Below are 15,377 nucleotides of genomic sequence, written 5' to 3' on the forward strand. Positions count from 1 at the left end.
CCATGGACGGCGAGCAGGGGCCCGATGTGGCTTCGGAGGCAGCGTTTGGGGTGGCGGTCAGGGAGATGATCCGCAGCCTGGCTGACGCCCGGCCGCCCGCGGACAGCCAGGGGAAGATTGACGGTCTCCGGCATCTCGAGGACCTGAAGTCGGCCGCAGCCGCCCTGCAGGCGAGGTTTGCGGTCGCGTTCGACCTGGACCAGCGCCGTCAACAATCCTCCTCCGGGGTGCCGGCGGCGGAGCTGGGCTCCGGTGTCGGCGCGCAGATCGCCCTGGCCCGGCGGGAATCCCCGGCCCGCGGCGGACGGCTCCTGGGCCTGGCCAAAGCCCTCGTCACCGAAATGCCCCACACCCTCGCCGCCCTGGAGACCGGGCAGCTCAACGAATGGCGCGCCACCCTCCTCGTGCGCGAAACCGCGTGCCTGCCCGCGGCCGACCGGGCCGCCGTCGACGCCGAACTCGCGCCCGACACCGGGACCTTCGACGGCGCCGGGGACCGGCAGATCCTTGCCGCGGCCCGGGCCGCAGCGTACCGGCGTGACCCGCGCTCCGTCACCCAGCGCGCCAGCCACGCCGCTACCGAACGGCACGTCAGCCTCCGCCCGGCCCCGGACACCATGTGCTACCTCACCGCGCTGCTCCCCGTCGCCCAAGGTGTCGCCGTGCACGCGGCCCTGACCCGGCACGCCGACACCCTCCGGGCCGCCGGGGACCCCCGGACCCGCGGACAGCTCATGGCCGATGCCCTGGTCGAACGCACCACCGGAAAAGCCGGCGGGATCAGCGGCATCGAGATCCAGCTCGTGATGACCGACCGCACCCTCTTCCAGGGCGCCAGCGAACCTGCCCGCCTCCCCGGTTACGGCATCGTCCCCGCCGGCTGGGCGCGGGAACTGCTCACCACGGGAAATAGTGCTGGAACCGACGCCCAGGCCAGGGACACTGCCATGGACAAAACGGGGAACGCCGCCGGGCACAATGACTTGAACGTGTGGCTGCGCCGGCTCTACACCGCCCCCGGCACCGGGGAGCTCACCGCGCTGGATTCCCGCGCCCGGCTCTTCCCGCCCGGACTCCGCCGCCTCCTCACCGCCCGCGACGACACCTGCCGCACGCCCTACTGCGACGCCCCGATCCGCCACTACGACCACATCATCCCCTGGCACCGCGGCGGACCGACGACCCACAGCAACGGTGCAGGGCTCTGCGAAGCCTGCAACCACACCAAAGAAACCCCCGGCTGGTCCTCCCGGCCACGCCCCGGCCCAAGGCACACCCTCGACGTCACCACCCCCACCGGCCGCAGCTACCACTCCACCGCACCGCCCCTGCCGGGAACGGGTGCTCGCGGAACCGCGCAGGAATCGCCGGCCGCCCTGCCATACCAGCCACCACCGGCGGCCACATCGCCACCTCGCCACGGAACTGAAGTGGTCGCGGCGTAGCGGTGAAGTGGCAGGCCGCGGCCTGAACCTTGCAGAACTGGACCGTCGGGCGTGGGGCTGGGCCGATGCCGGGGCCTGCCGTTGAGTCGCCGCACGCGCTGCACTTAGACACAGGACCTGCAGGTACCTTCGCGATCTCGCTATGAGCTGGCTCGGACACTTGCGCGTCCTGAACGACCCGAGCAAATCAGATGGTTACCTGCAGGCGGTTTAAGCGTAAACCCGACCGCGGAGCCGTGGCTAGGGGTCCGTGGCCTCTTCCCTGGCCGAAAAAACACGCCAGCGCCCAAAAGCGTAGAGTGGAACCAGACGCCTGATTCTGGACGCCGAGCGCTGAGGGAGAAATCGTGACGATTGACTGGGACGAAAAGAAGACCCTGCTGCAGGAACCGAACATCGCCGCCGTAACGCAGCTTTGCGACGAACTGATGGAGAAGAAGCCGGGGTCGGTCGTCCCCTACATCGACCCCGTCCATGACGAGGACGAGTGCCGGATCGTCAGCCTCCACATCGCCCCGGGCAAGGGCACCGAGTCGGGCTTCGTCTCCCACTTCAATGATGACGAAGCAGCCCGCCGCGCGACCTCCATCTACGAGGCCGTCGAACTTGACCCCCGCTACGTGATGCCGTGGAACGCCTACCCCTGGGTCCGCGATCCCGAGCTGCCCTCGGCGCTGAACGTCCAGGAGAAGACGGACGGCCTGCGGCCGTTCCGCCAGTTCCTCAAGATCAACAAGCGCGTTTCCGCCGTCATCGCCCACGGCGCGGACGCGCACGCCTTCCTGACACTCTTCGAGAAGACCTACCACTCCTCCCTGAAAAACCGCGGGGTCAAGATCTACAAGGCCACCGCCCTGGGCGGCCGCGCGTTCGCCGTCTCGGCCGCCAAGCAGGAAGAACTCCTGAGCAAGAACGTCGAGGTCTACAGGGACGCCATGCAGCGGGCAGGCATCCAGCACCTCTGATCCGGCGGATCGGGACACGCACGACGGCGGTTCTGCCGTCGCTCCCGGGCTGGGTCCGCGTAGGGTCCAACGGCCCTGCCCAAACCGGGCGGTGCTTGGTGAGCTTGTGTCGAGCCCGGACGGACGCGTCTCTGGGGAGGCTCCCGCATCCGAAAAGGACTCAGCTATGGGACGGTTGGACGGCAAGGTGGCCCTGGTCAGCGGCGGCGCCCGCGGCATCGGCGCTGCCATCGCGAAACGCTTCCTTGACGAAGGCGCAAGAGTCGTCGTCGGCGATGTCCTCGACGAGGACGGCCGCCAGCTGGCCGTCCGGCTCGGAGACAGGGCCCGGTACGTCCGCCTCGACGTGACGCAGCCGGCGGACTGGGACGCGGCCGTGAGCGAGGCGGTCACCGCGTTCGGCGGCCTCAGCGTCCTGGTCAACAACGCGGGAATCGTGACGTTCGGCCGGATCGATGTGTATCCGCACGAGCAGTGGGCCCGGACCATCGACGTGAACCTCACCGGCGTCTTCAACGGCATCAAAGCCGCGGCACCAGCCCTGGCCCGGGCAGGCGCCGCCTCCATCATCAACATCTCCTCGATCGCCGGACTCCGGGGCTACGAGGCCCTTTCGGGCTACACAGCATCGAAGTTCGGGGTCCGCGGCCTGACCAAGAGTGCCGCCCTGGACCTCGGCGGCGCCGGCACCCGGGTCAATTCCGTCCATCCCGGCGTCATCGAGACGCCCATGACCGCGGGAATGACGTTCGACACGGGACATGTCCCGCTGCACCGGATCGGACAACCCACCGAGGTCGCTGACCTGGCGGTATTTCTGGCCGGCGACGAGTCCTCTTACATTACGGGCGCCGAATTCGTGATCGACGGCGGCGAGCTCGCCGGCACGGTCGCGCCGCCCGCCGTCTGACCGGAAAGAAGAAACCCATGTCCCAGAGTCCAGGATCGAAACTCGCAATCGTCGGCGCCGGCAGCGTCGGCACATCCCTCGCCTACGCCGCCCTGATCCGCGGCTCGGCCAGCAGCGTCGCCCTCTTCGACGTCAACGCGACCAAAGCCGAGGCCGAGGTGCTGGACCTGGCCCACGGCACCCAGTTCGCCGCCGCTGCGGCCACCGTCACCGGCGGCGGAGACATTTCCGCGACCGAAGGGGCCGACGTCGTCGTCATCACCGCCGGGGCCAAACAGGCCCCGGGCCAGACGCGGCTGGACCTGGCCGGCACCAACGTCCGCATCCTCGAACAGCTCATGCCGCAGCTGCTCGCGCACGCCCCGGACGCCGTCTATGTCCTGGTGACCAACCCCTGCGATGTGCTGACGGTCGCGGCGCAGAAGATCTCCGGCCTGCCCTCCTCGCGCATCTTCTCCTCCGGCACCGTGCTCGATACGTCGCGGCTGCGCTGGCTGCTGGCGCGCAAAGCCGGAGTCTCCCTCACCAGCGTGCACGCCAGCATGGTGGGCGAGCACGGCGACACCGAGTTCCCCATCTGGTCCGGCGCCACGATCGGCCCGGTCCCGATCCGCAACTGGACGGTCGACGGCGAACGGGTCTTCACGTCCGACTACCTCGCTGAAACTGCGCGGGAAGTGACGCAGGCGGCCTACAAGGTGATCGCCGGGAAGGGCGCCACGAACTACGCGATAGGACTGTCCGGCGCGCGCATCGTGGAGGCCCTGCTGCGCGCGGAAAACGCCGTCCTGCCGGTGTCCACCGTGCTGGACGGGCAGTACGGGATCACCGGCGTGGCACTGTCCCTGCCCAGCATTGTGGGGCACGGCGGCGTCCGCGCAGTTCTGGAGACCCCCATGGACGACGGCGAACTCGCCTCGCTGCAACACTCGGCGGAGACGCTCCAGCAGAGTCTCGCGACACTGGGGATTTAGGCGGTCTGTGGCTGCACTGCCGCGGCGAAGTCGGGCACAATCGTCACCGATCCTACGTGCGGCAGGGCGCGGCGGACCCCGCGTTCCAGATTGGCCGTCACCGAGGCGAGCTCCACCAGGTGCGCGTCCGTCGCGATCGGCACCGTGATCTCGGCATGCAGCCGGTGGCCGGACCAGCGCAGCCGAGCGGTGCCGCCAGACCGGGAGTGTTCCGCGACGACGGCCTCGACCCGCCGGGTCAGTCCAGGGTCGACGCCGTCCATCAGCCGCCGTCCGACGTCGCGCACGGTCCCCCAGAGGAGGACGACGATGGCGGCGGAAATCAGCAGGCCAACGAGCGGATCCGCCAGCGGGAAGCCGAGCCAGACGCCGATGACACCAACGACGACGGCCAGCGAGGTGAAGCCGTCCGTCCGGGCATGGACGCCGTCAGCCACCAAGGCTGCGGATCCGATCCGCCGGCCGACGCGGATCCGGTAGATCGCCACGAGTTCGTTGCCGGCGAAGCCCACCAGCCCCGCGGCGAGCACCCAGCCGAGGTTGTGCACGGGCTGGGGTTCGAAGAAACGGCGGATCGATTCGACGGCGGCCACCACGGCGGAGAGAGCGATCATCGCCACGATGAACAGTCCGGCGAGATCCTCGGCCCGCCCGAAACCGTAGGTGTAGGTCCGGGTGGCCTTGCGGCGGCCCAGCAGGAACGCGATCCACAGCGGGACCGCAGTCAGCGCGTCGGAGAAGTTGTGCACCGTGTCGGCCAGCAGCGCCACGGAGCCACTGATCAGCACGATCACGAGCTGGAACACCGCGGTGGCGCCGAGACCGAGCAGGGAGACCTTGACCGCGCGGATGCCCTGCGAGCTGGATTCGAGCGCCTCATCGATGGAGTCCGCAGCGTCGTGCGAGTGCGGGACGAAGACTGACTGAAGCCAGCCCTTCAGACCGGTGGCGTGGGTGTGGGGGTGGGTGTGCGGGCCGTGGTCGTGGCCGTCGTCGTGGGCGCCGTCGTCGTGGGCGTGGCCATGCGGGTGATCGTGGGTGTGGCCGTCGTCGTGGGCTTGCTGCCGGCCTTCGCCGTGGTTGTGCTCGTCCAGGGCGTCCGACGGGCGGTTCATGCGCCGTGCCGCGGGGCAGTGCCGAGCGCATGCTCGGCCTGGTGGATTGCATCCATCACCAGTTGGCGGGCGTGATCGTTCTGCAGCCGATAGAAGACTTTGGTGCCTTCCTGCCGCGTCGCGACCATGCCGCCCAGCCGCATTTTGGCGAGGTGCTGCGAGACGGCTGAAGCCGGCTTCCCCACGCGCTCCGCCAGGGCGTTGACCGGCAGCTCGCCCTCCCCCAGGGCGAGGATCAGCCGGACACGCGTGGCGTCGGCCAGCATGGAGAACACTTCGACGGCCAGCTCCACGTGGGGACTGTCCACCTCAACCTGCTTATCTGCATTCATACGCAGATACTGTCACACTTGTCCGCGCCGGCCAATTGCGCACTGCACCGCCGGAACACAATTCCGGGGACAGGCGTTGAAGACAGGTAGCCTGAGTGCTTTATGCCAACGCCCAGGGCCCTGACTGTGAAAGGAGGATGACGATGACTGCAGCCGCCGCGGCCAACCCCGCCGCCGTCCTCCGTCGTGCCGCGCTGCTGGCCGGACTGCTCGCCGTGATCGCCGGTTTCCTGAGCATGCACATCCTTTCCGGCTCCCACGGGTCCCACACCCAGGCGTCCCTTCCCGGCAGCATCCAAGGGTCGGCGGCGCCGCACACCGCCGGCCCGGCTGCGGCAAAGACCGCACCTTCGGTGACACCCGCAGCGGCGACCATCGGCGGAACCCAGGTCCCGCCGTCGTGCGTCTGCCAGGGCGGGTGCGCCGAGAAGCCCTCCGCTCATATCGACTGCACGCCATCCCCGGCGGGCGCTTCGTTAAGCGCCCCGCAGCCCGGGACCACACTGCTGGAGGCCCAGCCCTGGAGCACGGCGCCGGCTGACCGCCTGTCCGGCTATGCCTACCGGCCCGGGACGCCAACACCCCGGGACCTGTCCATCAGCCGCACGTAGGAATAGGCATGCGCCGTGAAGACGTCGGCGCGTCACCACCTGACCACAGCGCGCTGCCGCCGACCCCGGCGGTCTCCCGCGCCTCTCCACACCACCGGTGTCTTCGGCCGCCGGATCCACGAAGGACACGAACTCCCATGAAGAAGACCCTCACTATTTCCGCCACCGCCCTCGCCGCCGTTATCGCCCTGGCCGGCTGCTCCACCCCCGGCAGTTCCGGCGGCAGCAGCAGCACGCCAGGCATGGACCACAGCACCATGGGCTCAAGTGCCGCACCCGCAGCCGCGGACCACAACGGCTCGGACACCATGTTCGCCCAGGGGATGATTCCGCACCACGCCCAGGCCGTGGAGATGAGCGACATCATCCTGAAGAAGCAGGGCATCGAGGCCAGGATCACCGCGCTGGCAACGAAGATCAAGGCCGCCCAGGCGCCCGAGATCGACAAGATGACCGGCTGGCTCGAGGACTGGAACGAACCCACCCAGGCGCCAGGCGGCCACTCCATGACCGGCATGATGAGCGGCGAGGACCTCACAAAGCTCGACACCGCCCAGAGCAACGACGCCGCAAAGCTGTTTCTCAGCCAGATGATCGAGCACCACGAAGGCGCCGTCGAGATGGCGAACGCCCAGGTCAGGAGCGGCAAGAATGCCGAAGCCGTCCAGCTGGGCAAGGACATCACGGCCTCCCAGACGGACGAAATCAAGGAAATGAAAGAGCTGCTCGCGGGGCTGTAGACCAACACGAGGGCCTCACGATGACGGCGGCCCCGGACCGCGGGCCGCCGTCACAGTTGACACTCCGGTGTGACGCCTGCCATATTTTAAGCGTGAACCTGTCAGACAGCCGGACAGCAGGACAGCCTCTCGCCCGCCTCAGTGCGGCCGAAGCAGTCTTCAATGTCCTCCGCTCCGAAATCGAATCCGGCAAGCTCGGCGTCGGCGCCAAGTTGAGCTCCGAGGCCGCGCTGGCCCAGCAGTACGGCGTGAGCCGCTCCGTGGTCCGCGAGGCCTTGCGTTCCTGCACCGCTTTGGGGCTGACCGTCACCAGGACCGGGCGTGGGACGTTTGTCGTCGCCGACCGCGTGGCCAAAGACCTGGTGCTTGGTCAATACTCGGCACGAGACCTCACGGAGGCCCGTCCCCACATCGAGGTTCCCGCCGCCGGTCTGGCTGCAGAACGCCGTTCGCCCGAGGAACTGGACACCATGCGGGACATCGTTGCCGCGATGACCGCCGAGGACGACCCCGAAGTGTGGGTGGGCCTGGACTCGAGCTTCCACGCGTTGATCGCGAGGGCCAGCCGGAACAAGGTGTTCGAAAATGTCGTCTCGGATATTCGGGAGGCCCTTGCCCACCAGTCCGAAACCCTGAACATGGTGGCGGACCGGCAGCACGCATCCGATGAGGAACACCGGCGCATCCTGGCCGCCATCGAGGCGGGCGACGCGGCAACGGCGCGCATTGCCATGAGCCAGCACCTGCATGCCGTTGGCATTGCCCTCGACTCGATTCTCAACCCCCAGCCAGGCGCCTGACCCCCGCGCCAAAGCAGATTCAGCAGCGGCTTATCCAGAAACTGCCAACACCACCGCCAAAGGACGCCATGATTTCTCCTGCCCTCGCGCACATCCCGACTCCGCTGGCTCCGGGGAGGCTCCCGGCGCACGTCCCGCTTGCGGTCCAGACCCGCGACGGCCTGGTCGAGAGCGTCCACCACGGCTCGGTAATCGCCACCGCGGCGGACGGCCGGACCCTCCTGACCGCCGGCCAGCCCCTCGCCCCGTTCTACCCGCGCTCCGCCCTCAAGCCCCTGCAGGCCGTCGCCATGGTCCGCGCCGGCCTGGACCTCCCGGACGAACTCCTCGCCCTCGCGGCCGCCAGCCACTCCGGGGCTGCCGCCCACCGCTACGGCGCGCTGCGCATCCTGGAACTGCACGGGCTGACCCCTGATGACCTCGAGAACAACACCGACCTCCCTTATGGCGTCCGCGAGCGCGAGGAATGGCTCAGCGGCGGCGGGCAGGCCACCCAACTGGCGCAGAACTGCTCCGGAAAGCACGCCGCGATGGCAGCCACCTGCGTCATCAACGGCTGGCCGGTCCTGGGATACCTGGACCCGGCGCACCCGCTGCAGCGGCTCGTGGCCCGGACCGTAGCAGACCTGACCGGCGAGGAACCGGAGCGCACGTCCACGGATGGCTGCGGCACCCCGCTCTTCGCCCTTACCCTGCGAGGCATGGCCCGCGCCTTCGGCCGGCTGGCCTCGGCAACGGGACCCGCCAGCGCGGAAGCCGCTGTCGCCAGCGCCATGCGCCGCCACCCGGAGATGGTGGCGGGCGAGGGCCGGGATGTCACCGCACTAATACGCCTGGTCCCCGGCCTCCTGGCCAAGGACGGCTTCGAGGGCGTCCAGCTGGTGGGCCTGCCGGACGGCCGCGCAATCGCCGTGAAGATCTCCGACGGCGGAGACCGCGCCCGGATGCCCGTCACCGTCCGCGTCCTGGCCGCGCTCGACGTCGATACCTCTCCCTTGGCGCGCATCGCCGCGGCACCTGTGCTGGGCGGCGGCCGGCCCGCCGGGCTGCTGCAGGCCGCCGATTTCCTCGCCTCCCTCGAAACCTCCAACGCCCCCAACGCCCGTTAAGGACCGCCATGACCTCGCTCGACGAACCCGCAGACTTCCGCTCCGAACACGACCTCCTGGGTGACCGGGACGTTCCCGCCGACGCCTACTGGGGCGTCCACACCCTCCGTGCTGTGGAGAACTTCCCCATCACGGGCCAGCCGCTGTCCTCCAACATGTATCTGGTCCGCGGGCTGGCCGCCGTCAAACTGGCCGCCGCCCGCACCAACCAGGAACTCGGGCTGCTCGACGCCGTGCGCGCCCGGGCCATCGAGGAGGCCTGCACCGACGTCATGAACGGCAAGCTCAGCGAGCACTTCGTAGTGGACGTCATCCAGGGCGGTGCCGGGACGTCGTCGAATATGAACGCCAACGAGGTGATCGCCAACCGTGCCCTGGAAATCCTCGGACACCCGAAGGGCGACTACGCGCGGCTGCACCCCAACGACCACGTCAACCTCAGCCAGTCCACCAACGACGTCTACCCCACCGCAGTCAAGCTCGGAACGATCTTCGCCGCCCGGGAACTGCTCGATGCCCTCACCGAGCTCGAAGACGCCTTCGCCGCCAAAGCCCTCGAATTCCGCACGGTGGTGAAAATGGGCCGCACCCAACTGCAGGACGCCGTCCCCATGACGCTCGGCCAGGAATTCGGCACCTACGCCGTCACGATCGGCGAGGACCGGCTCCGCCTGGCCGAAGCCGACCTGCTGATCCACGAAATCAACCTCGGCGCCACGGCGATCGGCACCGGCCTCAACGCACCGGCCGGCTACGCCGAGGCCGCCTGCCGGCACCTGGCCGAAATCACGGGCCTCCCGCTCGTCACGGCGGTGGACCTGATCGAGGCCACCCAGGACGTCGGTGCCTTTGTACACCTCTCCGGCGTGCTCAAGCGGGTCGCGGTGAAACTGTCCAAGATCTGCAACGACCTGCGGCTGCTCTCCTCCGGCCCGCGCGCCGGGTTCGGCGAAATCAACCTCCCCGCCGTCCAGTCCGGCTCCTCGATCATGCCGGGCAAGATCAACCCGGTCATCCCGGAAGTGGTCAGCCAGGTGGCCTATGAGGTCATCGGCAATGACGTGACCATCACCATGGCGGCCGAGGCCGGGCAGCTGCAGCTCAACGCCTTCGAACCGATCATTGTCCACAGCCTCCACAAGAGCATCTCCCACCTGGAAGCCGCCTGCCGCACCCTCACGGCCCGCTGTGTCCGGGGCATCACCGCCAACACCGAACGGCTCCGCCTCACGGTGGAACAGTCAATCGGCCTCGTCACCGCCCTCAACCCGCACCTGGGCTACGCCACGGCCACGGCCATCGCCCAGGAAGCCCTCGCCACCGGCAAGGGCGTCGCGGAACTCGTACTCGAACACGGGCTGCTCACCGCCGAGCAGCTCGCCGACCTCCTCAGCCCGCAACGCCTGGCCAATCTGAGCAAGTAGCGCACCCTCGAACCCGAAGGACCCCCATGACTTATCCCGAAACTGCCCGCGCCCAAAAACAACCGGCCCTGCAGCAGCCCGCCGTCTCCGACCACACCATTCCCGTCCATGCCCATGCCTCCGAGGCAGCGCTCCACGCCGAGGACCAGGGCTACCACAAGGGCCTGAAACCCCGGCAGGTGCAGATGATCGCGATCGGCGGCGCCATCGGTACCGGCCTGTTCATGGGCGCCGGCGGCCGTCTCGCCACTGCCGGCCCTGCCCTTGTCATCAGCTATGCCGTCTGCGGGTTCTTTGCCTTCATGATCCTGCGCGCCCTCGGCGAACTCGTGATGCACCGGCCGTCGTCGGGCTCGTTTGTCTCCTATGCCCGCGAATTCTTCGGCGAGAAGGCCGCCTTTGTCACCGGCTGGCTGTACTGGCTGAACTGGGCCATGACGGCGATCGTGGACATCACCGCCGTCGCGCTGTACATGAACTTCTTCAAGAAGTACTGGGCGCCGATCGCGGACGTGCCGCAGTGGGCCTGGGCCCTGGCTGCCCTGATCCTCGTCCTGGGCCTCAACCTCGTCAGCGTCAAGGTGTTCGGCGAGCTCGAATTCTGGTTTGCGCTGATCAAAGTGGTGGCGCTCGTGACCTTCCTTCTCGTCGGCATCTACTTCGTCATCTTCGGCACCCCCGTCGCCGGCCAAGAGGTCGGCTTCAGCCTGATCGCGGACAACGGCGGCATGTTCCCCAACGGCCTGCTGCCCGCAATCGTGGTGATGCAGGGTGTTGTCTTCGCCTACGCCTCGATCGAGCTGATCGGCACTGCCGCCGGCGAGACGGAAAACCCGGAAAAAATCATGCCGCGGGCCATCAATACGGTGATCGTCCGGATCGCGGTGTTCTACGTCGGCTCGCTCGTGCTGCTCTCGCTGCTGTTGCCCTACAGCTCCTACAAGGCCGGTGAAAGCCCGTTCGTGACGTTCTTCGGCTCGATCGGGGTCGACGGCGTGGACGCCATCATGAACCTCGTGGTCCTGACCGCAGCACTGTCCTCGCTCAACGCCGGCCTCTACTCCACCGGCCGGATCATGCGGTCCATGTCCATTTCGGGTTCTGCGCCGCAATTCGCTGCCCGGATGAACAAGGCCGGCGTCCCCTACGGAGGCATCGCCCTTACCGCCGCCGTAGCCGTCCTGGGCGTCATCCTGAACGCTCTCGTCCCGGCCGAGGCCTTCGAGATCGTCCTGAACGTCGCATCGCTGGGCATCATCGCCACCTGGGCCATGATCGTCCTGTGCCAGATGCAGCTGGCCCGGCTGGCAGCCCGGGGGGAACTGCTCCGGCCCACTTTCCGGATGCCCGGCGCCCCCGTCACGGGCTGGGTCACCCTGGCCTTCCTCCTGGCGGTGCTGATCCTCATGGCATTCGACTCGCCCGTGGGAACGTGGACCATCGCGTCCCTCGTGGTCATCGTTCCGCTCCTGATGCTCGGCTGGCGCCTCAGTCGGCACCGCATCCTGGAAATCGCCGCCGTCCGCGACGGCTTCACCGGCCCGTCTCCGCGCGTTGCCGCCCGGCCCGGAAGGGACGCCGGCGGAGATCCGGAGTAGCCTCCCGGCATTCCGCCCCGCCGTAACGCAACGTCCCCGCAACCCCTCCCGGATGCAGTTCGCATATGCTCAACGGACAGCTTCACACTGGCTCAGCGACGAACCACCCGGGAGACACCTCATGACCAACTGGCGAATCAGGGATTTCCATTCCGCCGATCTCGACGGCATCCTGCACCTCTGGGAGTCCCTCAAGGCCACCAACGTCGAGCCGGTCTACGCACTCTCCGAAGTGCTGGCCTCCTGCGAAAAGGACCACGCCGTCGTCGCAGTGCAGGGCGACCAGGTCGTGGGCGCCGCCGTCGGGCGCGCCGCCCACGACCAGGGCTGGATCGTCTTCCTTGCCACCCTCCCCGAGTACCGGGGCCGCGGGATCGGCACGTCCCTGCTGGCCGCCGTCGAGAACCGGATGGCGCCGCACGGGCTGAACAAGCTCTCCGCCCTCATGCCCGAATCCGAGACCCGGGTGGAGGCGTTCCTGGGCCGCGGCTTCGTGCTCAAGAAAAACCTGCGCTACTTCGAGCGGAAGATCCCGGTGCAGCGCCAGGAACTCGAACCCCTCAGCCAGCTCGGCGGCCGGATTTTGGCCCGCGACCTCTGGGAAAACGTCGCCGGCATGCGGAACGAGAAAGAGCTCCTGGAGCGCCGTCTGGTCCTGCCGCTGGCCGAGGCCGACCTCGCCGACGAGTACGGTGTGGTGCCGCCGCGCGCGGTCGTCCTCTTCGGCCCTCCCGGCACGGGCAAAACCACCTTCGCGAAGGCGATAGCTTCCCGCCTCGAGTGGCCGTTCGTGGAGGTCTTCCCCTCCCGGCTGGCCTCCGATCCCAAGGGCCTCGCGGGTGCGCTGCGCGAAACCTTCCTGGAGATCGCCGAGCTGGAGCACGCCGTCGTCTTCATCGATGAGGTGGAGGAGATCGCTTCCCAGCGCTCCGGGGAACCGCCGTCGCCGCTGCAGGGGGTCACCAACGAACTCCTCAAGATCATCCCGGCCTTCCGCGAACAGCCGGGCCGGCTGCTGGTCTGCGCCACCAACTTCATCCGCGCCCTGGACACCGCGTTCCTGCGCCACGGCCGCTTCGACTACGTCATCCCCATCGGCCTGCCCGACCGCCAGGCCCGCGAGGCCATGTGGCAGCGGTTCATTCCCGCCACGGTGGTGGACGATGTGGACGTGGAGCTGCTGGTGGACCGGACCGAGGGGTTCTCCCCCGCGGACATCGAGTACGCGGCCCGGAGCGCGTCCCAGCGTGCGCTGGAGAAGGCGGTGTACGACGACGGCGGGCTGGCTTCCAGCGGCAGCGCCGCCCTCCGCGACGCGGTCCGGAAGGGTCCCGCGACACAGGACTATCTTGATGCGATCGCGGACACGCGGACCACGGTCAGCGATGAGGTCCACCAGCAGTTCCTCGAGGACATCGACGCCCTGGGCCGGGTCTAACTCCTGGGGTCCGGAGCGTTCACGCACCGAACTCGCCGGAAGCCTGCGATGTCGCCGTAACGCTACGGCGACCCCCGCAGGTTACCGGTGAACTGGCCGCGTGGGCTCCGCCTCGGACGGTTCGGCCTCCGTGGCGTCCTCGTAGGCGAGGTTCTCGTAGTCGGTGTCGTCCGCCTCGTCGAGCAGATCGTCGAGTTCCTCCAGGAGCCACGGGTTGATCCGGGCCAGGATCTTCCGGGTTTCCTCCACCGGTACGGCAGCGTAAAGCACCGGGCGGGCCTCGTTATAGCGGGTGACCGGCGGCTTGTCCGGCCACTTCTCGGCCAGCGCCCTGACGCGCTCCGGCAGGGAATTGTGCGCATTGTCCGCGATTTTCACCAGGGTGGCGTCGTGGTCCTCGGCGATATAGCGGATGCCGGCCTGATAGTCGTCCGGGTTCTCGTGCAGGCGTTTGGTGACGCGCTCGATGATGTCCACGGCCCGCTCGGTGACGCCCATGTCCAGCAGCGCCTGACGCGTCATCGGGGTGTCCTCGGCGATGTCGTGCAGGTAGCCGGCAATCCTGATGTCGTCATCGAAGTCCGCCAGGGCATCCCCGACGGCGATCACGTGCTCGCGGTAGGGCCGCTTGAGCTTGTCCTTCTGCCGGTTGTGGGCCACCTCGGCGAGGATCTTTGCTGTCTCGACGGTAAAACTCGGCTGCGGGCTGCGGGCTTCCCTGAACTCTGGTTCTGACATGCCTCCAGCCTACGCGTCCGGCCCGGCCATCCCGGGCCAGATCCACGGCTCCCGCGGCAGCGCGGCGGGGTCAAACACGGCCAGCGCCAGCTCGAGCGGCCCGGACGGCAGGTCGAGCGATGCCAACAGCGCGTCCCGCACCACGTCCACGGGCACGCCGGCGGCCGAGAGGTCCGTGAGCGTAACAGCACCGTCGCGCTTGGCGAGCCGGGCGCCGTCGGCGTTCAGCACCAGCGGAACATGCGCATATTCCGGCACAGGCATATTCAGAAGCGAGGCAAGGTAGGCCTGCCGGGGCGTTGAGGGCAGCAGGTCGTCGCCGCGGACCACCTGGTCGATGCCCTGGGCGGCGTCGTCCACCACCACGGCCAGGTTGTAGGCCGTCACGCCGTCATTGCGGCGCAGCACAAAGTCGTCGACCACTCCGGTGTAGCTGCCGTGCAGCACGTCCTGCACTGTCCCCGCGGTCACGGCGGACTTGAGCCGGACCGCTGCGGGACGGACGGCCCGCTTGGCCGCACGTTCCGCCTCGGACAGGTTCCGGCAGGTGCCCGGGTAGGCTCCCTGCGGAGCGTGCGGCGCGGACGGCGCCTCCTGGATTTCGCGGCGGGTGCAGAAGCACTCATAGGTCAGGCCCGCCGCGGTCAGCCCGGCGATCGCCTCGGTGTAGAGGGGCTCGCGGTCGGTCTGGCGGACGACGCTACCGTCCCACGTGATGCCGATCGCGGCCAGGTCCCGGAGCTGCTCTGCCTCGGCGCCGGCCCGGGCCCTGTCGAGGTCCTCAACCCGCATCAGGAACCGGCGGCCGGTGGACCGGGCGAAGAGCCAGGCGAGGAGGGCGGTGCGGAGGTTGCCGACATGCAGCTCGCCGGAGGGACTGGGGGCGAAACGGCCGGCAGAAGTCATGGCACCAGCCTATGCTCCGCCAACGCGGTGCCCCACAACAGCAACGCGGGGTCACCTCCGGCCCATGGCGGGACCGAACATGGGCCGGAGGTGACCCCGCGTTGTCTTTAGGGGCACAGCACAAGAGCCCCTCAGCTACCGATGACTCCGGGAAAACCGACGTCGGTGGCTCAGGGGCTCTTGCCGTGCCGGGCTCGGGGCGTTGCTCCGGGCCATGGCACTGCGAATGCGGGGATTGGTGCGGAAAGACGATGGTGTGAACAAGAGTCAGT

Annotated in this window: 15 protein-coding genes; 11 read left to right on the top strand and 4 right to left on the bottom strand. The window is 68.5% G+C overall.

The genetic code is table 11. The features are described 5' to 3' along the window. Positions 1-2: 2 nt before the first annotated feature. From ABIB29_RS06570 to ABIB29_RS06585, 4 genes are all read left to right on the top strand, one after another. The gene (locus tag ABIB29_RS06570; protein WP_502915569.1) at positions 3-1,445 is read left to right on the top strand and encodes an HNH endonuclease; all 1,443 of its coding nucleotides are present in this window, start codon (positions 3-5) and stop codon (positions 1,443-1,445) included. Positions 1,446-1,792: 347 nt separating this feature from the next. Further along, entirely contained in the window at positions 1,793-2,410 is a 618-nt protein-coding gene (locus tag ABIB29_RS06575; protein WP_056429157.1) for a uracil-DNA glycosylase family protein, read from the top strand. Between the two features lie 166 nt (positions 2,411-2,576). Next, positions 2,577-3,320, top strand: coding sequence for a glucose 1-dehydrogenase (locus ABIB29_RS06580; RefSeq protein ID WP_354171179.1), 744 nt, complete (start codon positions 2,577-2,579; stop codon positions 3,318-3,320). A gap of 17 nt (positions 3,321-3,337) precedes the next feature. Further along, positions 3,338-4,294, top strand: a complete 957-nt coding sequence (locus ABIB29_RS06585; protein ID WP_354171181.1) for an L-lactate dehydrogenase — start codon at positions 3,338-3,340, stop codon at positions 4,292-4,294. On the opposite strand, the gene ABIB29_RS06590 is transcribed toward ABIB29_RS06585, so the two are convergent. Further along, complete coding sequence (locus ABIB29_RS06590) at positions 4,291-5,409, bottom strand: cation diffusion facilitator family transporter (protein ID WP_354171183.1); 1,119 nt, start codon at positions 5,407-5,409, stop codon at positions 4,291-4,293. The genes ABIB29_RS06585 and ABIB29_RS06590 overlap by 4 nt on opposite strands. Further along, entirely contained in the window at positions 5,406-5,741 is a 336-nt protein-coding gene (locus tag ABIB29_RS06595) for an ArsR/SmtB family transcription factor (RefSeq protein ID WP_354171184.1), read from the bottom strand. Before ABIB29_RS06595 ends, ABIB29_RS06590 begins: the two co-directional genes overlap by 4 nt. Before the next feature lie 143 nt (positions 5,742-5,884). Here ABIB29_RS06595 and ABIB29_RS06600 point away from each other — a divergent pair, with 143 nt between their 5' ends. The 7 genes from ABIB29_RS06600 (at position 5,885) to ABIB29_RS06630 (ending at position 13,461) form a co-directional block, all read left to right on the top strand. After that, the gene (locus ABIB29_RS06600) at positions 5,885-6,352 is read left to right on the top strand and encodes a hypothetical protein (RefSeq protein ID WP_354171186.1); all 468 of its coding nucleotides are present in this window, start codon (positions 5,885-5,887) and stop codon (positions 6,350-6,352) included. Positions 6,353-6,489: 137 nt separating this feature from the next. Then, positions 6,490-7,092, top strand: a complete 603-nt coding sequence (locus tag ABIB29_RS06605; protein ID WP_354171188.1) for a DUF305 domain-containing protein — start codon at positions 6,490-6,492, stop codon at positions 7,090-7,092. Between the two features lie 92 nt (positions 7,093-7,184). Then, positions 7,185-7,892 carry a FadR/GntR family transcriptional regulator gene (locus tag ABIB29_RS06610; RefSeq protein ID WP_354171190.1) on the top strand — a complete coding sequence of 236 codons (708 nt, stop codon included), beginning with the start codon at positions 7,185-7,187 and terminating at the stop codon, positions 7,890-7,892. Between the two features lie 68 nt (positions 7,893-7,960). After that, complete coding sequence (locus ABIB29_RS06615) at positions 7,961-9,001, top strand: asparaginase (RefSeq protein WP_354171191.1); 1,041 nt, start codon at positions 7,961-7,963, stop codon at positions 8,999-9,001. Between the two features lie 8 nt (positions 9,002-9,009). Continuing rightward, on the top strand, positions 9,010-10,425 hold the full coding sequence (locus tag ABIB29_RS06620; RefSeq protein ID WP_354171193.1) for an aspartate ammonia-lyase: 1,416 nt from the start codon (positions 9,010-9,012) through the stop codon (positions 10,423-10,425). A 26-nt stretch (positions 10,426-10,451) separates the two neighbouring features. Continuing rightward, positions 10,452-12,023: an amino acid permease gene (locus ABIB29_RS06625; RefSeq protein WP_354171194.1), complete on the top strand. Its 1,572-nt coding sequence runs from the start codon at positions 10,452-10,454 to the stop codon at positions 12,021-12,023. A 121-nt stretch (positions 12,024-12,144) separates the two neighbouring features. Beyond that, complete coding sequence (locus ABIB29_RS06630; RefSeq protein ID WP_354171196.1) at positions 12,145-13,461, top strand: ATP-binding protein; 1,317 nt, start codon at positions 12,145-12,147, stop codon at positions 13,459-13,461. Between the two features lie 81 nt (positions 13,462-13,542). Here the strand turns inward: ABIB29_RS06630 and ABIB29_RS06635 are convergent, their stop codons facing one another. Both ABIB29_RS06635 and gluQRS read right to left on the bottom strand, forming a co-directional pair. Continuing rightward, positions 13,543-14,199, bottom strand: coding sequence for an HD domain-containing protein (locus ABIB29_RS06635; protein ID WP_354171198.1), 657 nt, complete (start codon positions 14,197-14,199; stop codon positions 13,543-13,545). Positions 14,200-14,208: 9 nt separating this feature from the next. Further along, complete coding sequence (gluQRS, locus tag ABIB29_RS06640) at positions 14,209-15,105, bottom strand: tRNA glutamyl-Q(34) synthetase GluQRS (RefSeq protein ID WP_354171200.1); 897 nt, start codon at positions 15,103-15,105, stop codon at positions 14,209-14,211. Between the last annotated feature and the right edge of the window lie 272 nt (positions 15,106-15,377).

The organism is Arthrobacter sp. UYEF36, assembly GCF_040547025.1.
Classification (GTDB): domain Bacteria; phylum Actinomycetota; class Actinomycetes; order Actinomycetales; family Micrococcaceae; genus Arthrobacter.

What these genes read in the sequence shown, in the direction of transcription:
- ABIB29_RS06615 (WP_354171191.1), top strand. Translation starts at nt 7,961, where the DNA reads ATGATTTCTCCTGCCCTCGCGCACATCCCGACTCCGCTGGCTCCGGGG.
- ABIB29_RS06600 (WP_354171186.1), top strand. Translation starts at nt 5,885, where the DNA reads ATGACTGCAGCCGCCGCGGCCAACCCCGCCGCCGTCCTCCGTCGTGCC.
- ABIB29_RS06590 (WP_354171183.1), bottom strand. Translation starts at nt 5,409, where the DNA reads ATGAACCGCCCGTCGGACGCCCTGGACGAGCACAACCACGGCGAAGGC.
- ABIB29_RS06625 (WP_354171194.1), top strand. Translation starts at nt 10,452, where the DNA reads ATGACTTATCCCGAAACTGCCCGCGCCCAAAAACAACCGGCCCTGCAG.
- ABIB29_RS06630 (WP_354171196.1), top strand. Translation starts at nt 12,145, where the DNA reads ATGACCAACTGGCGAATCAGGGATTTCCATTCCGCCGATCTCGACGGC.
- ABIB29_RS06570 (WP_502915569.1), top strand. Translation starts at nt 3, where the DNA reads ATGGACGGCGAGCAGGGGCCCGATGTGGCTTCGGAGGCAGCGTTTGGG.
- ABIB29_RS06620 (WP_354171193.1), top strand. Translation starts at nt 9,010, where the DNA reads ATGACCTCGCTCGACGAACCCGCAGACTTCCGCTCCGAACACGACCTC.
- gluQRS (WP_354171200.1), bottom strand. Translation starts at nt 15,105, where the DNA reads ATGACTTCTGCCGGCCGTTTCGCCCCCAGTCCCTCCGGCGAGCTGCAT.
- ABIB29_RS06635 (WP_354171198.1), bottom strand. Translation starts at nt 14,199, where the DNA reads ATGTCAGAACCAGAGTTCAGGGAAGCCCGCAGCCCGCAGCCGAGTTTT.
- ABIB29_RS06580 (WP_354171179.1), top strand. Translation starts at nt 2,577, where the DNA reads ATGGGACGGTTGGACGGCAAGGTGGCCCTGGTCAGCGGCGGCGCCCGC.
- ABIB29_RS06605 (WP_354171188.1), top strand. Translation starts at nt 6,490, where the DNA reads ATGAAGAAGACCCTCACTATTTCCGCCACCGCCCTCGCCGCCGTTATC.
- ABIB29_RS06595 (WP_354171184.1), bottom strand. Translation starts at nt 5,741, where the DNA reads ATGAATGCAGATAAGCAGGTTGAGGTGGACAGTCCCCACGTGGAGCTG.
- ABIB29_RS06585 (WP_354171181.1), top strand. Translation starts at nt 3,338, where the DNA reads ATGTCCCAGAGTCCAGGATCGAAACTCGCAATCGTCGGCGCCGGCAGC.